We start from the raw sequence: 20,879 nt of genomic DNA, 5'->3' as shown, positions 1-20,879 counted from the left end.
TTGAAAACACCTAGTGTTCAATCTCATTTTTTTTTGCAATATAATGGAGTTTAATTTTTCTTAAAAACTGTAACAAATTCTTAAAACTATAGTCTATTATTAAAATTCAATCAAAAGAATTTCATCAATCATCTATATCAATCAAAATTACATGAGAAAATTACTTCTTATAATCATTCTCTTTTTTTCATTACTTGGCTACGGCCAAAAAAAAACACTACAAACTAGGTCTATTTCAGAAAACATAACCATTGATGGAAAAATAGAGGAAGCAGCATGGATATCAGCTCCGGTAGCAACCGATTTCATCATGTTTGACCCTGATAACGGTAAGCCAATTCCAGAAAACAAAAAAACCGAAGTAAAAGTTTTATATGATAATGACGCCATCTATGTTGCTGCGTTGATGTATGACAATGAACCAAACAAAATCATGAAAGAAATTTCACAACGAGATGATTTTGGTACTTCTGACCTTTTTGGTGTTTTTATAAATGGTTTTAATGATGGACAACAAGATTTTCAATTTTTTGTAAATGCTGCTGATGGTCAGGCGGATTGCATTACCACAGATACCAATGGGGAGGATTATTCTTGGGACGCGGTTTGGGAAAGTAAAGCCGTAATTACGGATAAAGGCTGGGTCGTAGAAATACGAATTCCATACGCTGCACTCCGTTTTTCAGGAGAAAACAAACAAACTTGGGGCATTAATTTTTTTAGAGAAATAAGACGAGACCGACAAAAATTTACTTGGAACTTTATTGATTCGAAATTGGGAACATTCACCCAACAAACCGGAGTTTTAGAAGGAATTGAAAATATAAAACCACCTATCCGACTTTTCCTTTTACCGTATTCCTCTTTTTATGTAAATGCTGACGCAAGACAAAAGACATACGGAACGCTCAAAGGCGGATTGGATTTAAAGTATGGAATAAACGACGCTTTTACGCTAGATATGATTCTAATTCCTGATTTTGGACAAACAAAATACGATGATCAAATTCTGAATTTAGGTCCATTCGAACAACAGTTCAATGAAAACAGACCTTTTTTTACGGAAGGAACAGACTTGTTTAGCAAAGGGAATTTGGTTTATTCCAGACGAATTGGAGGAAATCCAATCAATTATCCTACTGCAGCTGCAAATGAAGAAATTATTGATAATCCCGCAAGTGTAAATCTTATCAATGCTTTGAAAATATCTGGGAGAACCAAAAATGGATTGGGAGTTGGAATCTTAAATGCCGTTACCGAAAAAACAACTGCAACCATTCGAAATAACGATACTCAGGAAATAAGAAAAGAAATAGTTGAACCGCTGTCAAATTACAATGTTTTGGTTTTAGACCAACGCTTTCGCAAAAATTCATCAGTTGCCTTTGTAAACACGAACGTGACAAGAAATGGAAGTTTTAGAGATGGAAATGTGACCGCATTAGTTTGGGATTTGAACACCAAGAAAAACACCTACAACCTTGCTGGTGATTTCAAGTACAGTTATATAAATGGTGTAGAAGCTAAAAAAGGAATTAATTCTCAATTGAATTTTTCTGAAACCAGCGGCAAATTCCGTTATGGTGTAGGGGCTGATGTTACAACCAAAGATTTTGACAATAATGACTTAGGAATCAATTTTGAAACTAATTATTACAGTTTATACGCTAATAGCAGTTATCGAATCCTTAATCCGACGAAGTATTTTAACACTTTCGATGCCCGAATAAATGCTTATTCACAATTTCAAAAAGAAAAGGGTAAGTTACAGTCCGGTAATATTAACTTTCAGATTAATTCGAAGAACAAAAAAAATCATTACTTCGGAATAGGTTTCGATGCCAATCCGGTGGAAACCTACGATTATTACGAACCTAGAACAGCAGACCGATTTGTAATAAAACCCACTAAAATTGGTGGATTTATATACATCTCGACCAATTATAACAATAGTTTTGCCATTGATTTCAATCCATCTTACGCTATTTTTGATGAGCCGGGAAGAAATTCCTATGGGTTTTCTCTGGGTCCAAGATATCGTTTTAATAACAAATTATCACTGAATTACAACTTCAACTTTTTCAGACAAAACAATAACAAAGGATACATTGACAGTATCAATGACGACATGAGTTCGGCTACTCCAAATACTATAATTTTTGCAAATAGAAATGTAATTACCTACTCCAATACACTTTCTGGAAAGTATTCACTTAACAGCCAGATGACATTTAATATTTCGTTACGCCAATACTGGTCATACGCCGAAAATAAAAATACTTTATCATTAGAACAAAACGGAAGATTGACTAATTTTTCCGGATACACAGACAACAAAAATTCCAGTTTTTATTCGTGGAATGCTGACTTGTCTTATTCTTGGTGGTTTGCGCCGGGAAGTCAAATTTCTGTTTTATACCGAAATAATGCTGGTGGATTTGACAGAAACATCAATAAAGAATTTACGGAGAACGTCACCAATTTACTGAATAACGATGCCTTGAGTCATGTTTTCTCCATAAGTGTGCGTTATTTTATAGATTACAATCAGGTTAAGAATAAATTCTAAATGCATTAATTTTAAAAAAGACAACTATCCGCAACAAAATAATCATTTTTTATTGTGGATAACCACTGAATGTATAATAGTGATTTCCATACATTCGAACATTTTTAGAAATACTTTATCTTTGTTTAAAACACAGTACAATGAACAAAAAAGTAATTCTTATGATTTTGGACGGTTGGGGAAAATCCCCTGACCCGAAAGTATCAGCAATTGACAATGCAAACGTCCCATTTATTAACAGTCTCTATAGAAACTATCCAAGTGCTCAACTTAGAACCGATGGCTTAAACGTAGGTCTACCGGAAGGACAAATGGGAAACAGCGAAGTAGGACACATGAATCTTGGTGCCGGTAGAATTGTCTATCAGGATTTAGCCAAAATTAATCTTGCTGTTGCACATGAAACTTTAGCAAAAGAGCAAGTTTTAGTTGATGCCTTTACTTATGCCAGAATAAACAATAAAAAAGTACACTTTTTAGGATTAGTTTCTGATGGTGGTGTACACTCGCATACTTCTCATTTACTTGGCTTGATTGACGCGACACAACAACACGGATTACAAAAAGTTTTTGTTCATGCCTTCACGGATGGTCGTGATGTAGATCCAAAATCCGGTAAACATTACATTAAGGATTTACAGGATTATATTGCTGATACAACCGTAAAACTGGCTTCGGTTGTGGGACGTTATTATGCGATGGATCGTGATAAACGCTGGGAAAGAGTAAAACTTGCCTACGATTTGTTGGTAAATGGAATTGGAACACATTCAACAAATGCGGTTGTATCCATCGAAGAAAGTTATGAAGTTAATGTAACCGATGAATTTATTCATCCTACAGTTATGGTCGATGAATATGACAGACCATTAGCCACAATTGAAGAAGATGATGTCGTTATTTTCTTTAATTTCAGAACGGACAGAGGAAGAGAATTAACAGAAGTATTGACGCAAATGGATTGTCATGAACAAAACATGCACAAACTCAATTTGTATTATGTAACGCTTACTAATTATGATGAAACCTATAAAAACGTAAAAGTTGTTTATAATAAAGATAACCTTACTGAAACTCTTGGAGAAGTTATCGAGAAAGCACAAAAAAAACAAATCCGTATTGCCGAAACAGAGAAATATCCTCATGTGACTTTCTTCTTTTCTGGCGGTAGAGAATTACCTTTTATTGGCGAAAGCCGCATCCTGAAAAATTCTCCAAAAGTGGCTACTTACGACTTGCAACCAGAAATGAGCGCATTTGAATTGGCTTATGCTTTAGTTCCTGAATTGGAAAAAGAAGAAGTAGATTTTGTTTGTCTGAACTTTGCCAATTGTGACATGGTAGGTCATACCGGCATGATGAATGCAGCTATAAAGGCCTGCGAAGCCGTTGATAAATGTGTCGAAAAAGTAATTACAACAGCATTAGCTCATAATTATACAACTATTGTAATTGCGGATCACGGAAACTGTGAGACGATGATTAACCCTGATGGAAGTCCAAATACCGCGCATACTACAAATCCAGTTCCAATTATTTTAGTGGACAAAGATTTAAGAGTGGTTCATGATGGAGTTCTTGGCGATATTGCTCCAACTATATTAGAATTAATGGGAATAGAAAAACCAGAAGTTATGACTTGTCATTCTTTGTTATAAGTCTACTTAATTCCTACTATTTTTAAAAAAAGCTACTCCATTCGAGTAGCTTTTTTATAAATAAAAGTTAAATATTATCATAATCAATAGTATTACTATTATATTTGCAAGTAAAATATATTGCTTTGTAATAACACGCGGGATTCTTGAAATAAACGATTACATGAATCTTAAATAATAGTTGTTAACACTGCTTTAATGGTAATAAAAAACCGATTAAACATAACAAAATGAAAACTATATACACCATCGCCGTTATTCTTATTTCCCACTTTAGCTTTGGGCAAATAGCTGATTCAAATGATATCAAAAAGGAGTTTACGAATATAGAACTAGCATTGAAGGATCCGGAAAAAGTATTTCGCCTTAACTTAAGTAATCAAACATTAAAACTAGACGGCGTTAATTGGTCAGAATTTATTAATCTTGAATATTTGAGCTTAAAAAACGACCACTTAAAGGAACTTCCTAAGGAGATAATCCTTTTGTCAAAACTTAAAACACTAGAATTAAGTGGAAATGATTTTTCAGTATTGCCAGAAGATTTTTGGAAGTTAAGAAGTTTAGAGGAACTGTTTTTAAATGATGAAAAGAATTTAAATTTAGAAGCAAACATCAAAATAATGAGCAAAATGCCTTCTCTACGAATATTACATTTAGAAAATGACAATTTAAATAGTGTACCAAATTCTATTGGAAGTTTGAAAAACATAGAATTTTTGTATTTAAATAATAATCAATTTAAGGAAATTCCTAAGGAAATTAAACAATTAGAGCATTTACAGTTCCTAGATATGCGAGATAATAAAATCATAATTCCAGATCGTTCTGGAGAAAATTTGAATTTTGGATTCAGAATCAAACTGTAATAAACGAAATAAGAAAAGTAAATGTTTTAGTAATTGCAAAATTTAATTATTGGCATTGCGAAATTTATTTTAAAATAAAGCCCAATGACGTTCATTTTAATTTTAATGTAACTTTTTACCAATACTAACTAAATTGTTAGAACAGTGCTAAGTTAAAAAGATCCCTTTTATACTAAATGTTCATTTATATTTCTCACCGTATTATTGCCTCTACGATGGTTTTTATAAGAAATTTAAACATTAAATATTATACTTTGAATTTTAAAGTGCGAAATTAATCGTTATACTTCATTTAACGAAACGCTTTTTTAAACACGTCATTGCTGAAGCATTTACACAAACATTATCAATTATGAATACAATCTTAACCAACTTAACGATAAAAGTCAACGAAAAAATATACGTTAAGAATCCAGAAACATCACCCTTAGGTAAAAAAATTATAGAACATGGTATTATTTTGATTGACGAAATTGGATTTGATAATTTCACGTTCAAAAAATTGGGTGAAAAAATTGGCTCCAATGAAAGCTCCATATATAGATATTTCGAGAATAAACATAAATTATTAGTCTATTTATCCTCGTGGTACTGGAGTTGGATGGAATATAAACTTCTTTTTGCTACAACGAATATCACAGACCCATTTGAAAAACTGAACAAAGCAATAACCATCGTAACTGAAAAAGTTACAGATGACACCGATACTGAACATATTAATGAAGCTATTTTAAATAAAATTATTATTGCAGAATTCACGAAAACATTTCAGACAAAAGAGATTGATCAGGAAAATAAAGAAGGTTTTTTTCTGATATATAAAAGGGTAATTAATCAAATTGTGGCTATAGTAAACGAGGTCAATCCAAGTTATCCCTTCGCAAAATCACTAGTTTCAACAATAGTTGAGGGTAGCTTACACCAACATTTCCTAAAGGAGCATTTAAAAACCATAACTGATTGTAATGAATCCATAACCACCACCCAATTTTACCTGAATCTTATTAAAAATGTCTTACGATAAAACAAATCAAAGCTATTATGACTCCTTTAAAACGATTTTATAACTTACTCGAATTAGACAAAAAAGATGTCTATCAAATATTTTTCTATGCCATTTTTGCAGGATTAATCAGTTTGTCTCTTCCATTGGGAATTCAGGCGATCATCAATTTTATTCAATCAGGCAGAGTCAGTGCTTCTTGGATTGTACTTGTTATTTTGGTCGTTTTTGGCGTAGCTTTGGTAGGTGTTTTGTCCCTAATGCAATTGCGAATTACAGAAAACTTACAGCAAAAAATATTTGTTCGGTCCTCTTTTGAATTTGCAGGCCGATTGCCAAAAATAAAAATGGATCAATTGTATAATTCCTATCCACCTGAACTAGCCAATCGATTTTTTGACACGATGACTATTCAAAAAGGAACTTCTAAGTTATTAATAGATTTTTCCGCTGCCTTACTTCAAATTGTTTTTGGAATTCTATTATTGTCATTGTACCACCCCTACTTCATCGTATTTGGTATTTTATTGCTCTTTCTTCTCTATTTCATCTTCAAATTTTCGTACAAATCTGGCTTAGAAACCAGTTTAAAAGAATCAAAATTCAAATATAAAGTGGCCGGTTGGTTGCAGGAAATGGCTCGTAATAATTTCAGTTTCAAAAATGAACTTCATTATGATTTTGCTTTAGAAAAAAACAATCATATTGTTTCTGATTACCTCAATTACCGTGAAAAACATTTTAATATAATTAAAAGACAATTCAGTCAATTAATTATTTTTAAAATAATTATTACGGCCAGTTTATTATCGATAGGTGGATTTTTAGTATTGTCTCAGCAAATGAATATTGGGCAGTTTGTTGCTGCAGAAATCATTATTTTATTGGTAATTAATTCAGTCGAAAAAATAATCCTTGGATTGGAAACTTTTTATGATGTACTAACTTCAGTTGAAAAAATCGGACAAGTAACCGATTTAGAATTAGAAGATGATACAACTGTCAAAAATGACAGTTGCTACACGAAAATAGTTTTAGAAACAGAAAACATTAAATTCAAATTCCCTGACTCTGACAACGAAATTTTAAATGCAATCACTCTAAAAGTTGAGCAAGGAGAAAAAATAGTAATTGATGGAGAAAACGGATCCGGAAAAACAACCCTAATTCGACTACTAGCTGGTTTACTGCAACCTACATCCGGCTCTTTCTACATCAATGACGATACTTTCCGAAAAATAAACCTAAAACAGTACCGAACTCAAATAGGCGGCGTTATCCACAGTGAAACTCCATTTGAAGGAACAATATTAGAAAACATTACTTTTAAAGACCCATCAATATCTTTCGAAGATATAAAATGGGCTATTGATGGCGTTCAACTAAGCAATTATATCAAATCACTACCCAACGGTTTAGATTCAAAGATTTTCCCCGAAGGAAAACAATTATCTTCGTCTAATGCACACAAAATCTTATTGGCAAGAAGTATTATTCACAGGCCCAAAATACTTTTTTACGAAGATCCAACCGATAGCATGGATGAAAAAGTAGCCAATGAAATTATTGATTTTATCACTTCCGATACAAACAAATGGACCATTATTGTTTCCTCAAAAAATCCATATTGGAAAACTAAATGCAGCCGAAAAATTACGATGCAAAACGGATTCATCAAATTGGACTCAAAAACTGAAACATCATGCTAAACATATCCGAAAATAAAACAAAACTTCCGTCACTAAATCAATACGAAACAGTGAAAAACTTAGCCAACAGACCTCACTATAAAATCTTAAACAGAATTATAGCCGGCGTTTCAATAATTGGCGTGATTGCGCTGTTTTTACCTTGGACACAAAACATTTCAGGAACCGGAGCTGTAACCACATTAAAACCAAGCCAAAGACCGCAATCTATTCAAAGTGTTATTTCTGGTCGACTTGAAAAATGGTATGTTCAGGAAGGTGATTTTGTAAAGAAAGGCGATACAATTGTATTCATTTCAGAGATAAAAGAGGATTATATGGATCCAAATTTAGTTCAAAACACAAAAAATCAAATAGATGCAAAAAAACAATCTTTGCAATCGTATGGTTCAAAAGTAAGCACGCTTTCCGGTCAGGTACAAGCGATTGAAAGAGAAAAAGTTTTGAAACTCGAACAAGCACAAAATAAAATCAAACAATCGGTTTTGAAAATAAAAAGTGACAGTATGGATTTAGTTGCCGTGAAAACCCAGCTAAAGATAGCCAATACGCAATATGATCGTTCCGTTCAGCTGAATAAGGAAGGATTGAAACCTCTGACTGATATTGAAGAAAAAAGACTGAAGTTACAAGAAGTGGAAGCGAAAATTATCACTCAGGAAAATAAATACTTAACCAGCAAAAACGAGTTAATTAATGCTAAAGTTGAGATAAACAGAATAATCGCGGAGTATGCTGAGAAGGTCTCAAAAGCCAATAGTGACAAATTTACAGCGCTTAGCAGTCAGTACGACACCGATGCGCAAGTGAATAAACTTGAAAATCAATATGCAAATTACAGCATTAGAAACGGAATGTATTATATCAAAGCCTCGCAAAACGGATACATCAACAGGGCATTGCAATCCGGAATAGGAGAAACCATCAAAGAAGGAACGCCAATTGCAACCATAATGCCTTCAAAATATGATATTGCCGTCGAAACTTTTGTAAACCCAATTGACCTTCCGCTATTAAGCAAAGGAGAAAAAGTTAGGGTTTGGTTTGATGGCTGGCCTACGATTGTATTCTCCGGATGGCCAAACATGTCGTACGGAACTTTTGGTGGTGAAATTGTAGCCATTGAAAACTTCATCAGTGAGAACGGTAAATATCGCGTTTTGATTTCACCTGATAAAAATGATCATAAATGGCCTACACAACTTAGTATTGGAGCTGGTGCACAAACTATCGCTCTGCTAAATAATGTGCCTGTTTGGTTTGAATTGTGGCGATCACTGAACGGATTTCCACCAAATTATTACAAACCAATATCCAAAAATACAAAAGAAAAGAAATAATGAAACATCTACTTCTAGCGTTTTTATTCTCAGGGTTTGTTGCATCAGCGCAAGATATTAATTCAAAAGAATTTACTTATAATGAATTTCTTGGATATGTAAAGAAATACCATCCATTGGTGAGAAATGCCAACTTAGAAATTAATAAGGCACAAGCTAATTTGATGATGGCCCGTGGTGGATTTGACCCAAAAATTGAGGTTGATTTCAGCAAAAAACAATTCAAAGACACTGAATATTATTCACTATTGAACAGCCGTTTTAAAATTCCCACTTGGTATGGAATCGAGATAAAGGCTGGCTTTGACAATAATGAAGGTCTGTATTTAAATCCTGAAAACACTGTTCCTAATCAAGGATTAACTTCGCTGGGCGTGACCGTACCACTTGGACAAGGATTGTTTATCAATCAAAGAATGGCGGATGTACGAAAAGCAAAAATGCAGATGCAATTAAGCCAAGCAGAACGAAAACTACAAGCTATTGCTGTATTGTATGACGCCTCCCTTGCTTATTTTAACTGGAAAAAAAACTTTAATGAAGTACAACTTTATGAACAGTACAATAGTAATGCAGAAATTAGGTTTACTGGTATTCAATCTTTAATCAAACAAGGAGACAAACCAGCGATAGATAGTATTGAAGCAGGAATTATTGTTAAAAACAGAAAACTCAGCTTAGAAGATTCAAATCTTAAATTGGCTAAAGCCAAATTAGAACTCGCAAATTTTCTTTGGTTGGAAAACAATATTCCGCTGGAATTATCCGATGAGTTAATTCCCGAAACAGAATTAGAATTGACGATTCAGGAAAGTTTAAAAACAAATGATTTATTAAATACGGATTTCTCGATCACCAATCATCCAAAAATCAATGCGTTGCAAAGCAAGATTGACATGCTCAATGTGGAGAGAAAGCTCAAAGCCAATATGCTTTTGCCAAAAATCGATGTTGGCTATTCCTATTTATCGGAACCGAGTTACATTGACAACTACCGTTTTCAAGATTATAAAATTGGATTGGATTTTTATTTCCCTTTATTTCTTAGAAAAGAACGCGGAAGTTTGAAATTAGCGAAATACAAAGTACAGGAAACCGAATTCGCATTAGACCTTGAAAAAGTACAATTGACTAATAAAATCAATGCCCAAAAAATGGAAATTGAATCCTTATTAATCCAAAAAGAACTCATCAAAGGGTTAGTTCAAGATAATCTAACGATGTTAAATTCCGAGGAAAGATTATTTTCTTTTGGTGAAAGTTCGTTATTTCTAATTAATACCAGAGAGAATAATTTAGTCGGCGCACAGCTTTCAAAGATAGCTTTGGAGAACCGTTTTTTCATTTCAAATTCGGAGCTATTTAAAATTATGGCCAATCCGGATTAAATAATTTATAAAATCGTACTTTTGCAAACTGAAAATTCAAAATTATGATTATAGTAAAATCACGTGAAGAAATAGAATTAATGCGCGAAAGTGCATTAATCGTATCAAAAACATTAGGGATGATTGCTTCTGAAATCAAAGAAGGAGTTACTACTTTATATCTGGACAAATTAGCCGAAGAATTCATTCGTGACCATGGCGCTGAACCAAGTTTTCTTGGATTATATGATTTTCCAAATTCACTTTGCATGAGTCCAAACGCTCAAGTGGTTCATGGAATTCCAAACAACAAACCATTAGAAAGTGGCGACGTAATCTCTGTAGATTGCGGCGCGTATAAAAACGGATACCACGGCGATCATGCTTACTCTTTTGAAATTGGTGAAGTTGCTCCTGAAACCAAAAAATTATTACAAATAACCAAAGAATCTTTGTACGTAGGAATCCGAGAATTGAAATTAGGAAACCGCGTGGAAGATGTTGGAAATGCTATTCAACGATATACTGAAGCACATGGTTATGGTGTCGTTCGTGAACTGGTAGGACACGGACTAGGACAAAAAATGCATGAAGATCCTGAAATGCCTAACTATGGTAAAAAAGGAAGAGGAAAGCTTTTTGTTGAAGGAATGGTTGTGGCAATCGAACCTATGATTAACATGGGAACCAGAAACATCAAACAACTCAAAGACGGCTGGACAATCCTTACTGCCGATGGAAAACCAAGCGCCCATTTTGAGCATGATGTAGCTATAATTGATGGAAAACCAGAGATATTATCGACTTTTGCTTATGTATATAAAGCATTAGGAATCGTGAGTACTGAAGAGGATGAATTTAGGAAAACACCTTTAGTCTTGTAATGAAAAAACTCTTTAAATTAATACTCAATACTATACCGCGTCCTTTATTGATACGATTAAGTTATGTAGCGCGTCCCGTTCTTGCCTTTGCTTTAAAAGGAAACACATTCACGGATCCTATTGACGGGAAAAGTTTTAGAATGTTCTTGCCTTACGGATACGGAACGCAACGAAACAATGTACTTTCACCAAGTACACTTTCACTGGAAAGACACCGATTGCTTTGGCTATATTTGAATGAGCAAACTGATTTTTTTACTTCGACGACAAAAAAGAAAGTATTGCATTTTGCACCAGAACAAGCTTTCTATAAATTGTTTCGAAATCAAAAAAATCTCGACTACACCACAACCGATTTATTTTCTCCATTAGCCGATGTGAAAGCGGATATTTGCGATTTGCCTTTCGAGGATAATCAGTATGATATTATACTTTGCAATCACGTTTTGGAACACATTCCGGATGATACCAAAGCTATGCGGGAATTATATCGTGTGTTAAAACCAGGCGGAATGGCAATTTTACAAATCCCACAAGATTTGTCCAGAGCCACTACTTTTGCAGATGATACGATTACGGATCAGAAAGAGCGTGCTAAAATCTTCGGCCAGTACGACCATGTACGTATTTACGGCAGAGATTATTTTGATAAATTAAGAAGCATCGGTTTCAAAGTAATTGAGGAAGATTACACCAACAAAATAGCACCTGAATTAGCGGAAAAATATTGTCTGGCCAAAGGAGAAATCATTCCGGTTTGCTTTAAATAAACCAGAACAGACAATAAATAAGAAAGCCCGCTAAAAAAAATATTTAGCGGGCTTTTTAGTATTAAATAACCAAATTCTTTTAGCTTTTCTCCGGCATCAACATTCCGATTACTTTATCTTTTGTCAGATATTTTTTGGCAACATTCTGAATGTCTTTTGCAGTTATTTCACTGATTTTTTCTTCCGTTTGAAGAATCTCAGCTGGATTCGTTCCGTTTACAAACGACTTCGTAAAATTGCTTAACCAATACCTATTGTCTTTAATATTCTTTTTGTAGTCAAGTAATTCTGCTTCTTTAAATTTAACAACATCTTTTGCTTCAGGTCCGTTGTCAATTATTTTTTGTAACTCCTTTAATGCAGAAGCCGTTAATTTCTCCGTGTTTTCTGGACCACATGGAAACCCAATACTAAAACTATAAGAACCATTTGGCACTTTATTCATACTTCCCCTTGCGCTGATTCCGTATACTCCGCTTTCGTTTTCTCTTAACTCTTCGATTAATTTTATACTCAAAACTTCGCCTAAAGCCTCCATCGCTGCAGCTTCTTTATCAGAATAAACGGCATCGCCATAATACATGATAGTTACAGAACTTTTTGGATCAGTTCCTTTATCCACCACTTTTTTCAAATCACCTTTAAGCATTCTGTAGCCTAAATCAGTCGCTTTTTCTTTCTTATCCATTGAAGGTAAAGACGCTAAATATTTAGCAGCATAAGTTTCCATTGTTTTGTCATCTACATTTCCAACAAAATAAAATTCAAAATCTCCAGCATTTGCAAAACGCTCTTTGTATTTATTGTATGCCAAAGTATAATCGGTTTCTCCCCAAGTTTTTTCATTTGGAATCAAACCATTAAATCTTGGATTTTCCTTGTTCAAATAACCATAAAATTCTTGTTAAAAAAAGAATCCGGGTTGTGATGCCATATTATTAAAAAAAGCAGATTGTTTTTGCTTGTATCCTTCAAAAGCAGTTACGTCTAAATTTAAATCTGTAAAATAGGCATGCGTCATTTGGAACAAATACTCTAAATCCTTTGGAGTAGTTTTTCCTCTCAAACCTTCAGTCGTGTTTCCGATATAAGGATTTACACTGGCAATTTTACCCGTCATGAATTTATTGATGTCATTTAATTTTAAACCGGAGAAACCAGCTTCCGTTAGAGCTCCATTAGCAAACTGAACTTTTTTCATCACATCATTAGAATACAGATTGCTTCCACCTAAACTTACTGCTTCAAAAAGAATCTCATCATTTTTAAAGTCGGTATTTTTGTAAGTAACTTTAACTCCGTTGGATAGAAACAACGTTTTTGTACCCATAATATCATTACTTTCTCGTTTAATGATAGTTCCTGAAACAATGTCTTCCCTCAACAGCCCTTTTGCTACAGCTACATCTTCATAAGGCTTTATTTGGTCAACATCTACCTTTAATGCGTTCAAAACATCTTGCGCTGAAGGTTTTTTAAGACCTACTTTTTCAGGCCCTGTTAGAACAATAACGCGATTGTCATCTTTAATGTATTCTTTTATAAAACCATTTACATCTTTCAAGTCAATTGTAGGCAAAATTTGTTTCATTGTAGCAAATGTCCATTCAATTCCTGGAGTTGGCTCTTTTTCTAAGAAATTAGCTTGGTATTCACCAACAAAACTTTCAGAATTGGTTTTATTTCTATCATTATATGATTTTTCGATAGTGGCTAAAAATTCTGCTTTTGATCGATCTAATTCTCCTTGCGTAAAGCCAAATTTCTTAGCTCTTTCATTCTCAGTAACCAAAACCTTCAAAGCATTTAATTGCTTATCTTCTTGCGACATTGCTACTGACTGATACGCTTTTTTGTTTCTGGCAAAAGTTTCACCGTGATAGGAATATCCATAAGTAAACGGAGGTGTTGCTGAATTAGCCAACTCACCCAATCTTGAATTCAACATGGTGGTAAATAATCCTTCGACTACATAATCTTTAAAATCTTTTATCGTAACAACGGGCTTTGGCATACCATAATCCTTATACACCAATTGCACTTGCGCGCTTGTTGCTTCTTTATCGCTTTCAATTGCTACAAAAGTTTCCTTATGATTTGGCACCTCAAAAGTTTTTCTTGGTTTTTCATTTTTAGGATTTTGGTAGCTTGCAAAATGAGCAATAACTTTCTTCTCCATTTCGGCTACGTCAATGTCCCCAACAACGATAACACTCATTAAATCCGGGCGATACCAATCTTTATAGAAACTTACAAGTTTGTCGTATTTAAAATTTTGTAAAATTTCTTTTTTACCAATTGGCAAACGATCCGCATAATGCGATTTGTACATCATTTTTGGCAAATAACGACCCATCATTCTTTTTTGAGCACCTAAACCCAAACGGTATTCTTCGAGCACAACGCCTCTTTCTTTATCAATTTCTTCCGGCGTCAAGTTGGCATTAAACGCCCAATCTTCAATGATATTAAAACCATTCTCTAATTTTTCTGAACTGTCTGACGGTATCGGCAAGAAATAAACAGTTTCGTCAAAACTCGTATACGCATTTAAGTGTTGCCCGAATTTCACACCAATACTTTGTAGATAATCAACCAATTTGTTTTTTGGAAAACGTTTGGTTCCATTGAAACTCATGTGCTCCATAAAGTGAGCCAGCCCTTGTTGGTCGTCATTCTCAAGGATAGAACCCGCATTGATAACCAGCCTTAAATCGACTTTGTTTTCTGGTTTGGCATTTTTCTTGATGTAATAAGTAAGACCATTTTTAAGTTTTCCTGTTTTAACAGTGGAATCAAAAGGAATCGCTTTTGAATAATCAATTTCCTGTGCGAAAATCGCAACTGGAAAAAGCAATAGCCCTAAGGCTAATTTACTAAGTTGTTTCATATTGGTTGGTTTATTCTTAGTCAAAACTAAAAATATTACTTCAATTTTCATCAATTATTATATAATATTTAACAGAAATTACGCACAAACACAATTCACGTTTTTATCCTAAAAACACTCTAATTAAAATGAATCCGAATGACTATATTTACAATGTCCAAGCAAAACACAAGATGACAAAAACCTTTCTCAAAACATTTTCGCTATTCCTGCTTTTTTCTTCCTACTGCACTTTTGCGCAAGCAGAAAATGAAGTAGCTCCACCATATAATATTAAAACCATTTCTTTTTCGCAAAGCAACCAAAATGCAATTCCAATATTGAAATTAGGAGAAGGATTTCAATTGCAATTTGATGATTTGTTTGGCAACGAGGCAAACTATTACTACGAAATCATTCATTGCAACTACAATTGGATTCCATCAGAAATACCAAAAAACGAGTATTTAAAAGGTTTTGATAACCAAAGAATCACAGATTACACCAATTCTTTCAACACTTTGCAAATCTATTCGCACTACAGACTATCGATTCCAAATCAATTTACACAATTACTGATTAGCGGAAATTACATTCTTAAAGTTTTAAATGAAGAAAAAGAAGTCGTTTTTTCCAGACGATTCATTCTCTATGAAGATCTGGCTACAGTTCCTATTCAGGTAAAAAGAGCACGCACCGTCAGCAATTTGGATTTCAAACACAACGTAGATTTTACCATAAAATCAAACAGTATTACATTTCAAAATCCGTTAAAAAACGTAAAAGTGGTTCTGCTCCAAAATGGACAACTCAACAACGCTATTAAAAATATCGTCCCTCAATACACTATTGGGAATGATTTAGTCTATAAATATGATACCCAAACCCAATTTTGGGCCGGAAATGAGTTTTTATATTTTGAAAATAAAGATATCAGGGCAGCAAATAATAATGTAGCAAGAGTAAATGCAGCTAATGACATCTACAGTTCTTATTTATATACCACTAATGCCAGAGCTAATTCCCCATATTCACTGACCGAAGACATCAACGGGAATTTTGTGGTTAAAAACATCAATGCGGAAAAGAACGAAATTGAAGCCGATTATGCCTGGGTCTATTTTAGTCTTTCGGCTCCAACTTTTAGAATTAATAAAGACATTTACATTACCGGAATGTTCAATAATTACAATCTGACCCCCGAATATAAAATGGATTATAATACTCAAAAAGGAATCTATGAAAAAGCCCTTTTGATCAAACAAGGGTTTACAAATTTCCAATATACCGTTGCGGACAGTAAAGGAATCATCGACCATGAAAATGCAATTGACGGAAATTTCTATCAAACAGAAAATGAATATTCCATAATCGTTTATTACCGCGATAATAATGACCGTTATGACAGAGTAATCGGCAAAGGAATTGCCAATTCATTAAATATCATCAACTAAAAAAACTTTTCTAAAAACAGGGAAACGAAATCGATTTTTTGTAAATTTGTCGTTATTAAGGACGTAAATCATTTATTTAGTATGGTTTCTCAAATAACAAGAGGCATAAAAATATCGGTATTGACTAGTTTTGAAGGAACCTACTTCAAAAACTATAAGATTCACTTTGCCTTTAGTTATGAAATAACAATCGAAAACCACAGTAAAGATTCCGTTCAGTTAATTTCTCGTCATTGGGAAATTTTTGACTCCCTAAATGATATTGAAGTAGTAGATGGCGAAGGAATAATCGGTAAAAAACCAGTTCTTAAACCAGGAGAATTTCATACGTACAGTTCTGGTTGCTTGTTGTCGTCTCCTTACGGTGCAATGAAAGGCTATTTCAACATGATCAATTTTACTTCCACAAAAAATTTCAAAGTGATAGTACCCACTTTTAGATTGTGCGCTCCATTTGCCTTGAATTAGAATTTATTTCCATTTTTTTCAGTAGCTCATCCAGCTTTCATTTCAAGTTTTAGTTATCTCGTTTATTTTTTTCTAAGTAAAATAAGGAGCTCTTAAAATCGCTCTTATTTTGCAAGAAAAAATATAACGAGACCACAAAAAGCTTTTCATTTCTATCTGGGCTAAAACACTCCATCTAAACGCATCACTTTTAGTTTACAACAAAAAACATCCTTTTTTCAAACAATCCTTCGTACTTTTGTAAATTATTTAAAAACACACTACAAGGATTTCTAATTTTATAATTTTACAAATATGTTAAAAGGATTTTTTCATGTACCAAAAGCGGTAAACGAGCCAGTAAAAGGATACGCACCAAATTCACCAGAAAAAGCAGCTGTTCAAGCAGCTTACACAAAAATGTGGAATTCTAAAATCGATGTGCCATTATATATCGGAAGCGAAGAAATTAGAACTGGAAACACAAAAAACATGACCGCTCCTCACGATCACAAACATGCCGTAGGAACGTATCATTTAGCCGAAAAATCTCATGTTGAAAAAGCAATTGCAAACGCATTAGAAGCTAAAACTGCATGGGCAAATATGGCTTGGGAACAAAGAGCAGCTATTTTCCTTAAAGCAGCTGAATTGATTGCAGGTCCTTACAGAGCAAGAATAAATGCCGCAACAATGATTGCGCAATCAAAAAACATACATCAAGCGGAGATCGATGCTTCTTGTGAATTTATTGACTTTTTACGTTTCAACGTAGAATTCATGACTCAAATTTACAACGATCAGCCAAAGTCTAATTCGGATATGTGGAACCGTTTAGAATATAGACCTCTTGAAGGTTTTGTATACGCAATTACACCATTCAACTTTACTGCTATTGCCGGAAATCTTCCTGCAAGTGCTGCAATGATGGGGAATGTTGTAATCTGGAAACCAAGCGACAGCCAAGTATTCTCAGCACAAATCATTATTGAAGTGTTCAAAGAAGCAGGTGTTCCAGATGGCGTTATCAACGTTGTTTTTGGAGATGCTTTAATGATTACCGATACTGTTTTGGCAAGTAGTGATTTCGCAGGAATTCACTTTACAGGTTCGACTCATGTATTCAAAGATATTTGGGCAAAAATTGGAACAAACATCCACCATTACAAAACCTACCCAAGAATAGTAGGCGAAACTGGAGGAAAAGATTTTATTATTGCTCATCCAAGTTCAAATCCAAGACAAGTAGCAACAGGAATTGTTCGTGGTGCATTTGAATATCAAGGTCAGAAATGTTCAGCAGCTTCAAGATCTTATGTCCCAAGAAGTTTGTGGCCAGCAATAAAAGAACAATTAATCACCGATACAAAATCGATGAAAATGGGTTCTCCGGAAGATTTTGGTAACTTTATTAATGCAGTAATTCACGAAGGTTCATTTGACAAATTGGCTGGTTTTATTGACCAAGCCAAAAAAGATGGTGATGCCGAAATTATCGTTGGAGGAAATTATGACAAATCCGTTGGTTATTTTATTGAACCAACAATAATCGTAACCACAAATCCTCATTATTCTACAATGGAAACCGAATTATTCGGACCTGTAATGACGATTTTCGTTTACGAAGACGACAAATGGGAAGAAACTTTAGAGTTGGTAGACACGACTTCAGAATATGCTTTAACAGGTGCGGTTTTCAGTCAAGATCGTTATGCTATTGAACAAGCGACTACCAAATTGCAAAATGCAGCCGGTAACTTCTATATCAATGACAAACCAACCGGAGCTATTGTAGGAATGCAACCTTTTGGTGGTGCAAGAGCATCAGGAACTAACGACAAAGCAGGTTCAGCATTGAACTTATTGCGTTGGGCTTCACCAAGAACGATTAAAGAAACTTTCGTCACTCCCGAAGATTACAGATACGCGTTTTTAGGAGAATAAAGATTTAGGATTGCAGATTAACGATTTGTGATTTAAGATTTAAAACCTCACAAGAATTCAAATAATTTTGAATTTCTGTGGGGTTTGTTTTTTATTGTCATTGCGAGGAACGAAACAATCGCATTTGTTGCTCTCGTTATGAGATTGCGTCGTTCCTCGCAATGACCTAACTTGTAAACTTCAACGGCACATGCACCACCTTCTTTGTCTCAAAGAATTCATCTTCGAAAAAATCGGATAAATTATATTCAGTGGCCTTCGGAAAATTCTTTAATTCTTCCGTTAAATCACCGCCTTTTAGATACAGAATACCATTTTTTAGTTCGTGCTTGTTTTTCTTTTTAATTTTATCTTTTACCCAAGAAACAAAATCTGACATATTAGTCACGGCACGACTCACGATAAAATCGAAATCACCTTTCACTAACTCGGCACGCAATTGTTCTGCTTTTACATTTTTCAGGTCTAAGCCTTCGGCAACAGCCTGAACCACTTTAATTTTTTTGGCAATAATATCAATCAAATGAAAACGAGTTTCAGGAAAAAGAATGGCCAAAGGAATACCTGGAAATCCTCCTCCGGTACCTACATCAAGAACATACGTTCCAGGCTCAAATTTTATAATTTTGGCTATTCCCAGAGAATGCAATATGTGTTTGGTGTACAAAGCATCAATATCTTTTCTGGAAATAACGTTTATTTTTTCGTTCCAATCGTGGTATAGAAAATCCAATTTTTGAAATTGATCTTTCTGAATATCAGTCAAATTAGGAAAATACTTAAGAATCTCGTCCATGTTCTAATTTTTTAACAAAAGTAATACTTTAGAGTTAAAATATTTATCCCAATTTTGCATATCCAAAAATTTATAATAATTACCTTTGAACTTTATTAAATCATATGACCAATACGGCACCTACATTTGCAAAGCAAGACAATCTAAAATTTTTTAGAACACTTAACTCACGGGTAAACAATTACTTCAAAGAAAACAATATTTCAAAAACAGGAAATTGGAGACTTTATTTGAAGACCATAATTTTGATTACCGTTTTTCTCGCACCTTATTTTTTAATTCTAACACTCGGCATGCCATTTTGGGCACACCTTCTTTTAACGATCGTTATGGGAATTGGAATGGCCGGAGTAGGAATGAATGTGATGCATGATGGAAATCACGGCTCTTACTCAAATAAAAATTGGGTAAACAAATTCATGGGAGGAACTATTTATGTTCTTGCTGGAAATGTATACAACTGGCAAGTGCAACATAATGTTTTACACCATACGTATACCAACATTCCGGGACATGATGAAGACTTAGATGCTGGACGTGTTATTCGTTTTACAAAAGATGCTAAATGGTATAATTTTCACCGTTTTCAACAATATTATTCTGTTTTTCTATATGGATTGCTAACTTTCAATTGGGCTATCACAACCGATTTTAAGCAAATGAGAAGCTACCTAAAAAGAAAATTATCATACGGAGAAGCAAAGAGCCCAAAAATACTTTGGACTACTTTAATAATCACAAAAGTGATTTACGTTTCTATTTGGATTGTGTTGCCTATTGTGATAGGAATCACTTGGTGGAAAGTACTTATTGGTTTTTTTGTAATGCATTATACCGCAGGATTAATACTAAGCGTTGTTTTCCAATTGGCGCATGTTGTGGAAGAAACCACTAATCCCTCACCAAATGAATTAGGAGAAATGGATAACACTTGGGCCATTCACCAATTATTTACCACAACTAATTTTGCTCCAAAAAACAAAATTGTAAACTGGTACACAGGAGGATTAAATCACCAAATCGAACACCATATTTTTCCAAATATCAGTCACGTTCATTACGGTAAAATTGCAAAAATTGTAAAAGAAACCGCGCAAGAATGTAACTTGCCTTATTACGAATACAAAACCATGCGAAGCGCAGTTATTGCTCATTTCAAACATTTGAAAGAATTGGGAATGAAACCAGAACTGACGTAAT

At 34.0% G+C, this 20,879-nt stretch carries 16 protein-coding genes; 13 read left to right on the top strand and 3 right to left on the bottom strand.

Annotation, left to right across the window (positions count from 1 at the left end):
* The first annotated feature begins 151 nt into the window (after positions 1-151).
* The 9 genes from ACFX5E_RS02270 (at position 152) to ACFX5E_RS02230 (ending at position 12,169) form a co-directional block, all read left to right on the top strand.
* Positions 152-2,569 carry a DUF5916 domain-containing protein gene (locus tag ACFX5E_RS02270; RefSeq protein WP_379853544.1) on the top strand — a complete coding sequence of 806 codons (2,418 nt, stop codon included), beginning with the start codon at positions 152-154 and terminating at the stop codon, positions 2,567-2,569.
* Between the two features lie 140 nt (positions 2,570-2,709).
* Entirely contained in the window at positions 2,710-4,227 is a 1,518-nt protein-coding gene (gene gpmI / locus ACFX5E_RS02265; protein WP_379853543.1) for a 2,3-bisphosphoglycerate-independent phosphoglycerate mutase, read from the top strand.
* Positions 4,228-4,457: 230 nt separating this feature from the next.
* Positions 4,458-5,096, top strand: a complete 639-nt coding sequence (locus ACFX5E_RS02260) for a leucine-rich repeat domain-containing protein (RefSeq protein ID WP_379853542.1) — start codon at positions 4,458-4,460, stop codon at positions 5,094-5,096.
* Positions 5,097-5,448: 352 nt separating this feature from the next.
* Complete coding sequence (locus ACFX5E_RS02255; RefSeq protein ID WP_379853541.1) at positions 5,449-6,120, top strand: TetR/AcrR family transcriptional regulator; 672 nt, start codon at positions 5,449-5,451, stop codon at positions 6,118-6,120.
* Between the two features lie 17 nt (positions 6,121-6,137).
* Complete coding sequence (locus tag ACFX5E_RS02250; protein WP_379853540.1) at positions 6,138-7,808, top strand: peptidase domain-containing ABC transporter; 1,671 nt, start codon at positions 6,138-6,140, stop codon at positions 7,806-7,808.
* On the top strand, positions 7,802-9,148 hold the full coding sequence (locus tag ACFX5E_RS02245) for an HlyD family secretion protein (protein WP_379853539.1): 1,347 nt from the start codon (positions 7,802-7,804) through the stop codon (positions 9,146-9,148). The genes ACFX5E_RS02250 and ACFX5E_RS02245 overlap by 7 nt, the downstream gene beginning before the upstream one ends.
* On the top strand, positions 9,148-10,536 hold the full coding sequence (locus ACFX5E_RS02240) for a TolC family protein (RefSeq protein ID WP_379853538.1): 1,389 nt from the start codon (positions 9,148-9,150) through the stop codon (positions 10,534-10,536). Before ACFX5E_RS02245 ends, ACFX5E_RS02240 begins: the two co-directional genes overlap by 1 nt.
* A 44-nt stretch (positions 10,537-10,580) precedes the next feature.
* Complete coding sequence (gene map, locus ACFX5E_RS02235; RefSeq protein ID WP_379853537.1) at positions 10,581-11,399, top strand: type I methionyl aminopeptidase; 819 nt, start codon at positions 10,581-10,583, stop codon at positions 11,397-11,399.
* Positions 11,399-12,169 carry a class I SAM-dependent methyltransferase gene (locus tag ACFX5E_RS02230; protein ID WP_379853536.1) on the top strand — a complete coding sequence of 257 codons (771 nt, stop codon included), beginning with the start codon at positions 11,399-11,401 and terminating at the stop codon, positions 12,167-12,169. Before map ends, ACFX5E_RS02230 begins: the two co-directional genes overlap by 1 nt.
* Positions 12,170-12,248: 79 nt before the next feature.
* On the opposite strand, the gene ACFX5E_RS02225 is transcribed toward ACFX5E_RS02230, so the two are convergent.
* Both ACFX5E_RS02225 and ACFX5E_RS02220 read right to left on the bottom strand, forming a co-directional pair.
* Complete coding sequence (locus ACFX5E_RS02225; protein WP_379853535.1) at positions 12,249-13,055, bottom strand: M16 family metallopeptidase; 807 nt, start codon at positions 13,053-13,055, stop codon at positions 12,249-12,251.
* Positions 13,056-13,073: 18 nt separating this feature from the next.
* A complete protein-coding gene (locus tag ACFX5E_RS02220; RefSeq protein ID WP_379853534.1) occupies positions 13,074-15,059 on the bottom strand; it encodes a M16 family metallopeptidase in 1,986 nt (661 codons plus the stop codon).
* A gap of 173 nt (positions 15,060-15,232) precedes the next feature.
* On the opposite strand from ACFX5E_RS02220, the gene ACFX5E_RS02215 reads away from it, so the two are divergent.
* The 3 genes from ACFX5E_RS02215 (at position 15,233) to pruA (ending at position 18,883) form a co-directional block, all read left to right on the top strand.
* The gene (locus ACFX5E_RS02215; protein WP_379853533.1) at positions 15,233-16,492 is read left to right on the top strand and encodes a type IX secretion system plug protein; all 1,260 of its coding nucleotides are present in this window, start codon (positions 15,233-15,235) and stop codon (positions 16,490-16,492) included.
* An 81-nt stretch (positions 16,493-16,573) separates the two neighbouring features.
* A complete protein-coding gene (gene apaG / locus ACFX5E_RS02210) occupies positions 16,574-16,960 on the top strand; it encodes a Co2+/Mg2+ efflux protein ApaG (protein WP_379853532.1) in 387 nt (128 codons plus the stop codon).
* 294 nt (positions 16,961-17,254) lie between these two features.
* Positions 17,255-18,883: an L-glutamate gamma-semialdehyde dehydrogenase gene (gene pruA / locus ACFX5E_RS02205; RefSeq protein ID WP_379853531.1), complete on the top strand. Its 1,629-nt coding sequence runs from the start codon at positions 17,255-17,257 to the stop codon at positions 18,881-18,883.
* A gap of 166 nt (positions 18,884-19,049) precedes the next feature.
* Here pruA and rsmG read toward each other — a convergent pair whose 3' ends face one another.
* Positions 19,050-19,679 carry a 16S rRNA (guanine(527)-N(7))-methyltransferase RsmG gene (gene rsmG, locus ACFX5E_RS02200; RefSeq protein ID WP_379853530.1) on the bottom strand — a complete coding sequence of 210 codons (630 nt, stop codon included), beginning with the start codon at positions 19,677-19,679 and terminating at the stop codon, positions 19,050-19,052.
* 104 nt (positions 19,680-19,783) lie between these two features.
* Here rsmG and ACFX5E_RS02195 point away from each other — a divergent pair, with 104 nt between their 5' ends.
* A complete protein-coding gene (locus ACFX5E_RS02195) occupies positions 19,784-20,878 on the top strand; it encodes a fatty acid desaturase family protein (RefSeq protein ID WP_379853529.1) in 1,095 nt (364 codons plus the stop codon).
* Position 20,879 lies beyond the last annotated feature (1 nt).

Source organism: Flavobacterium xylosi, from assembly GCF_042787345.1.
Taxonomy (GTDB): domain Bacteria; phylum Bacteroidota; class Bacteroidia; order Flavobacteriales; family Flavobacteriaceae; genus Flavobacterium; species Flavobacterium xylosi.
The sequence above is the reverse complement of the archived record's forward strand: the minus strand, read 5'-3'. Positions and strand labels throughout refer to the sequence as shown.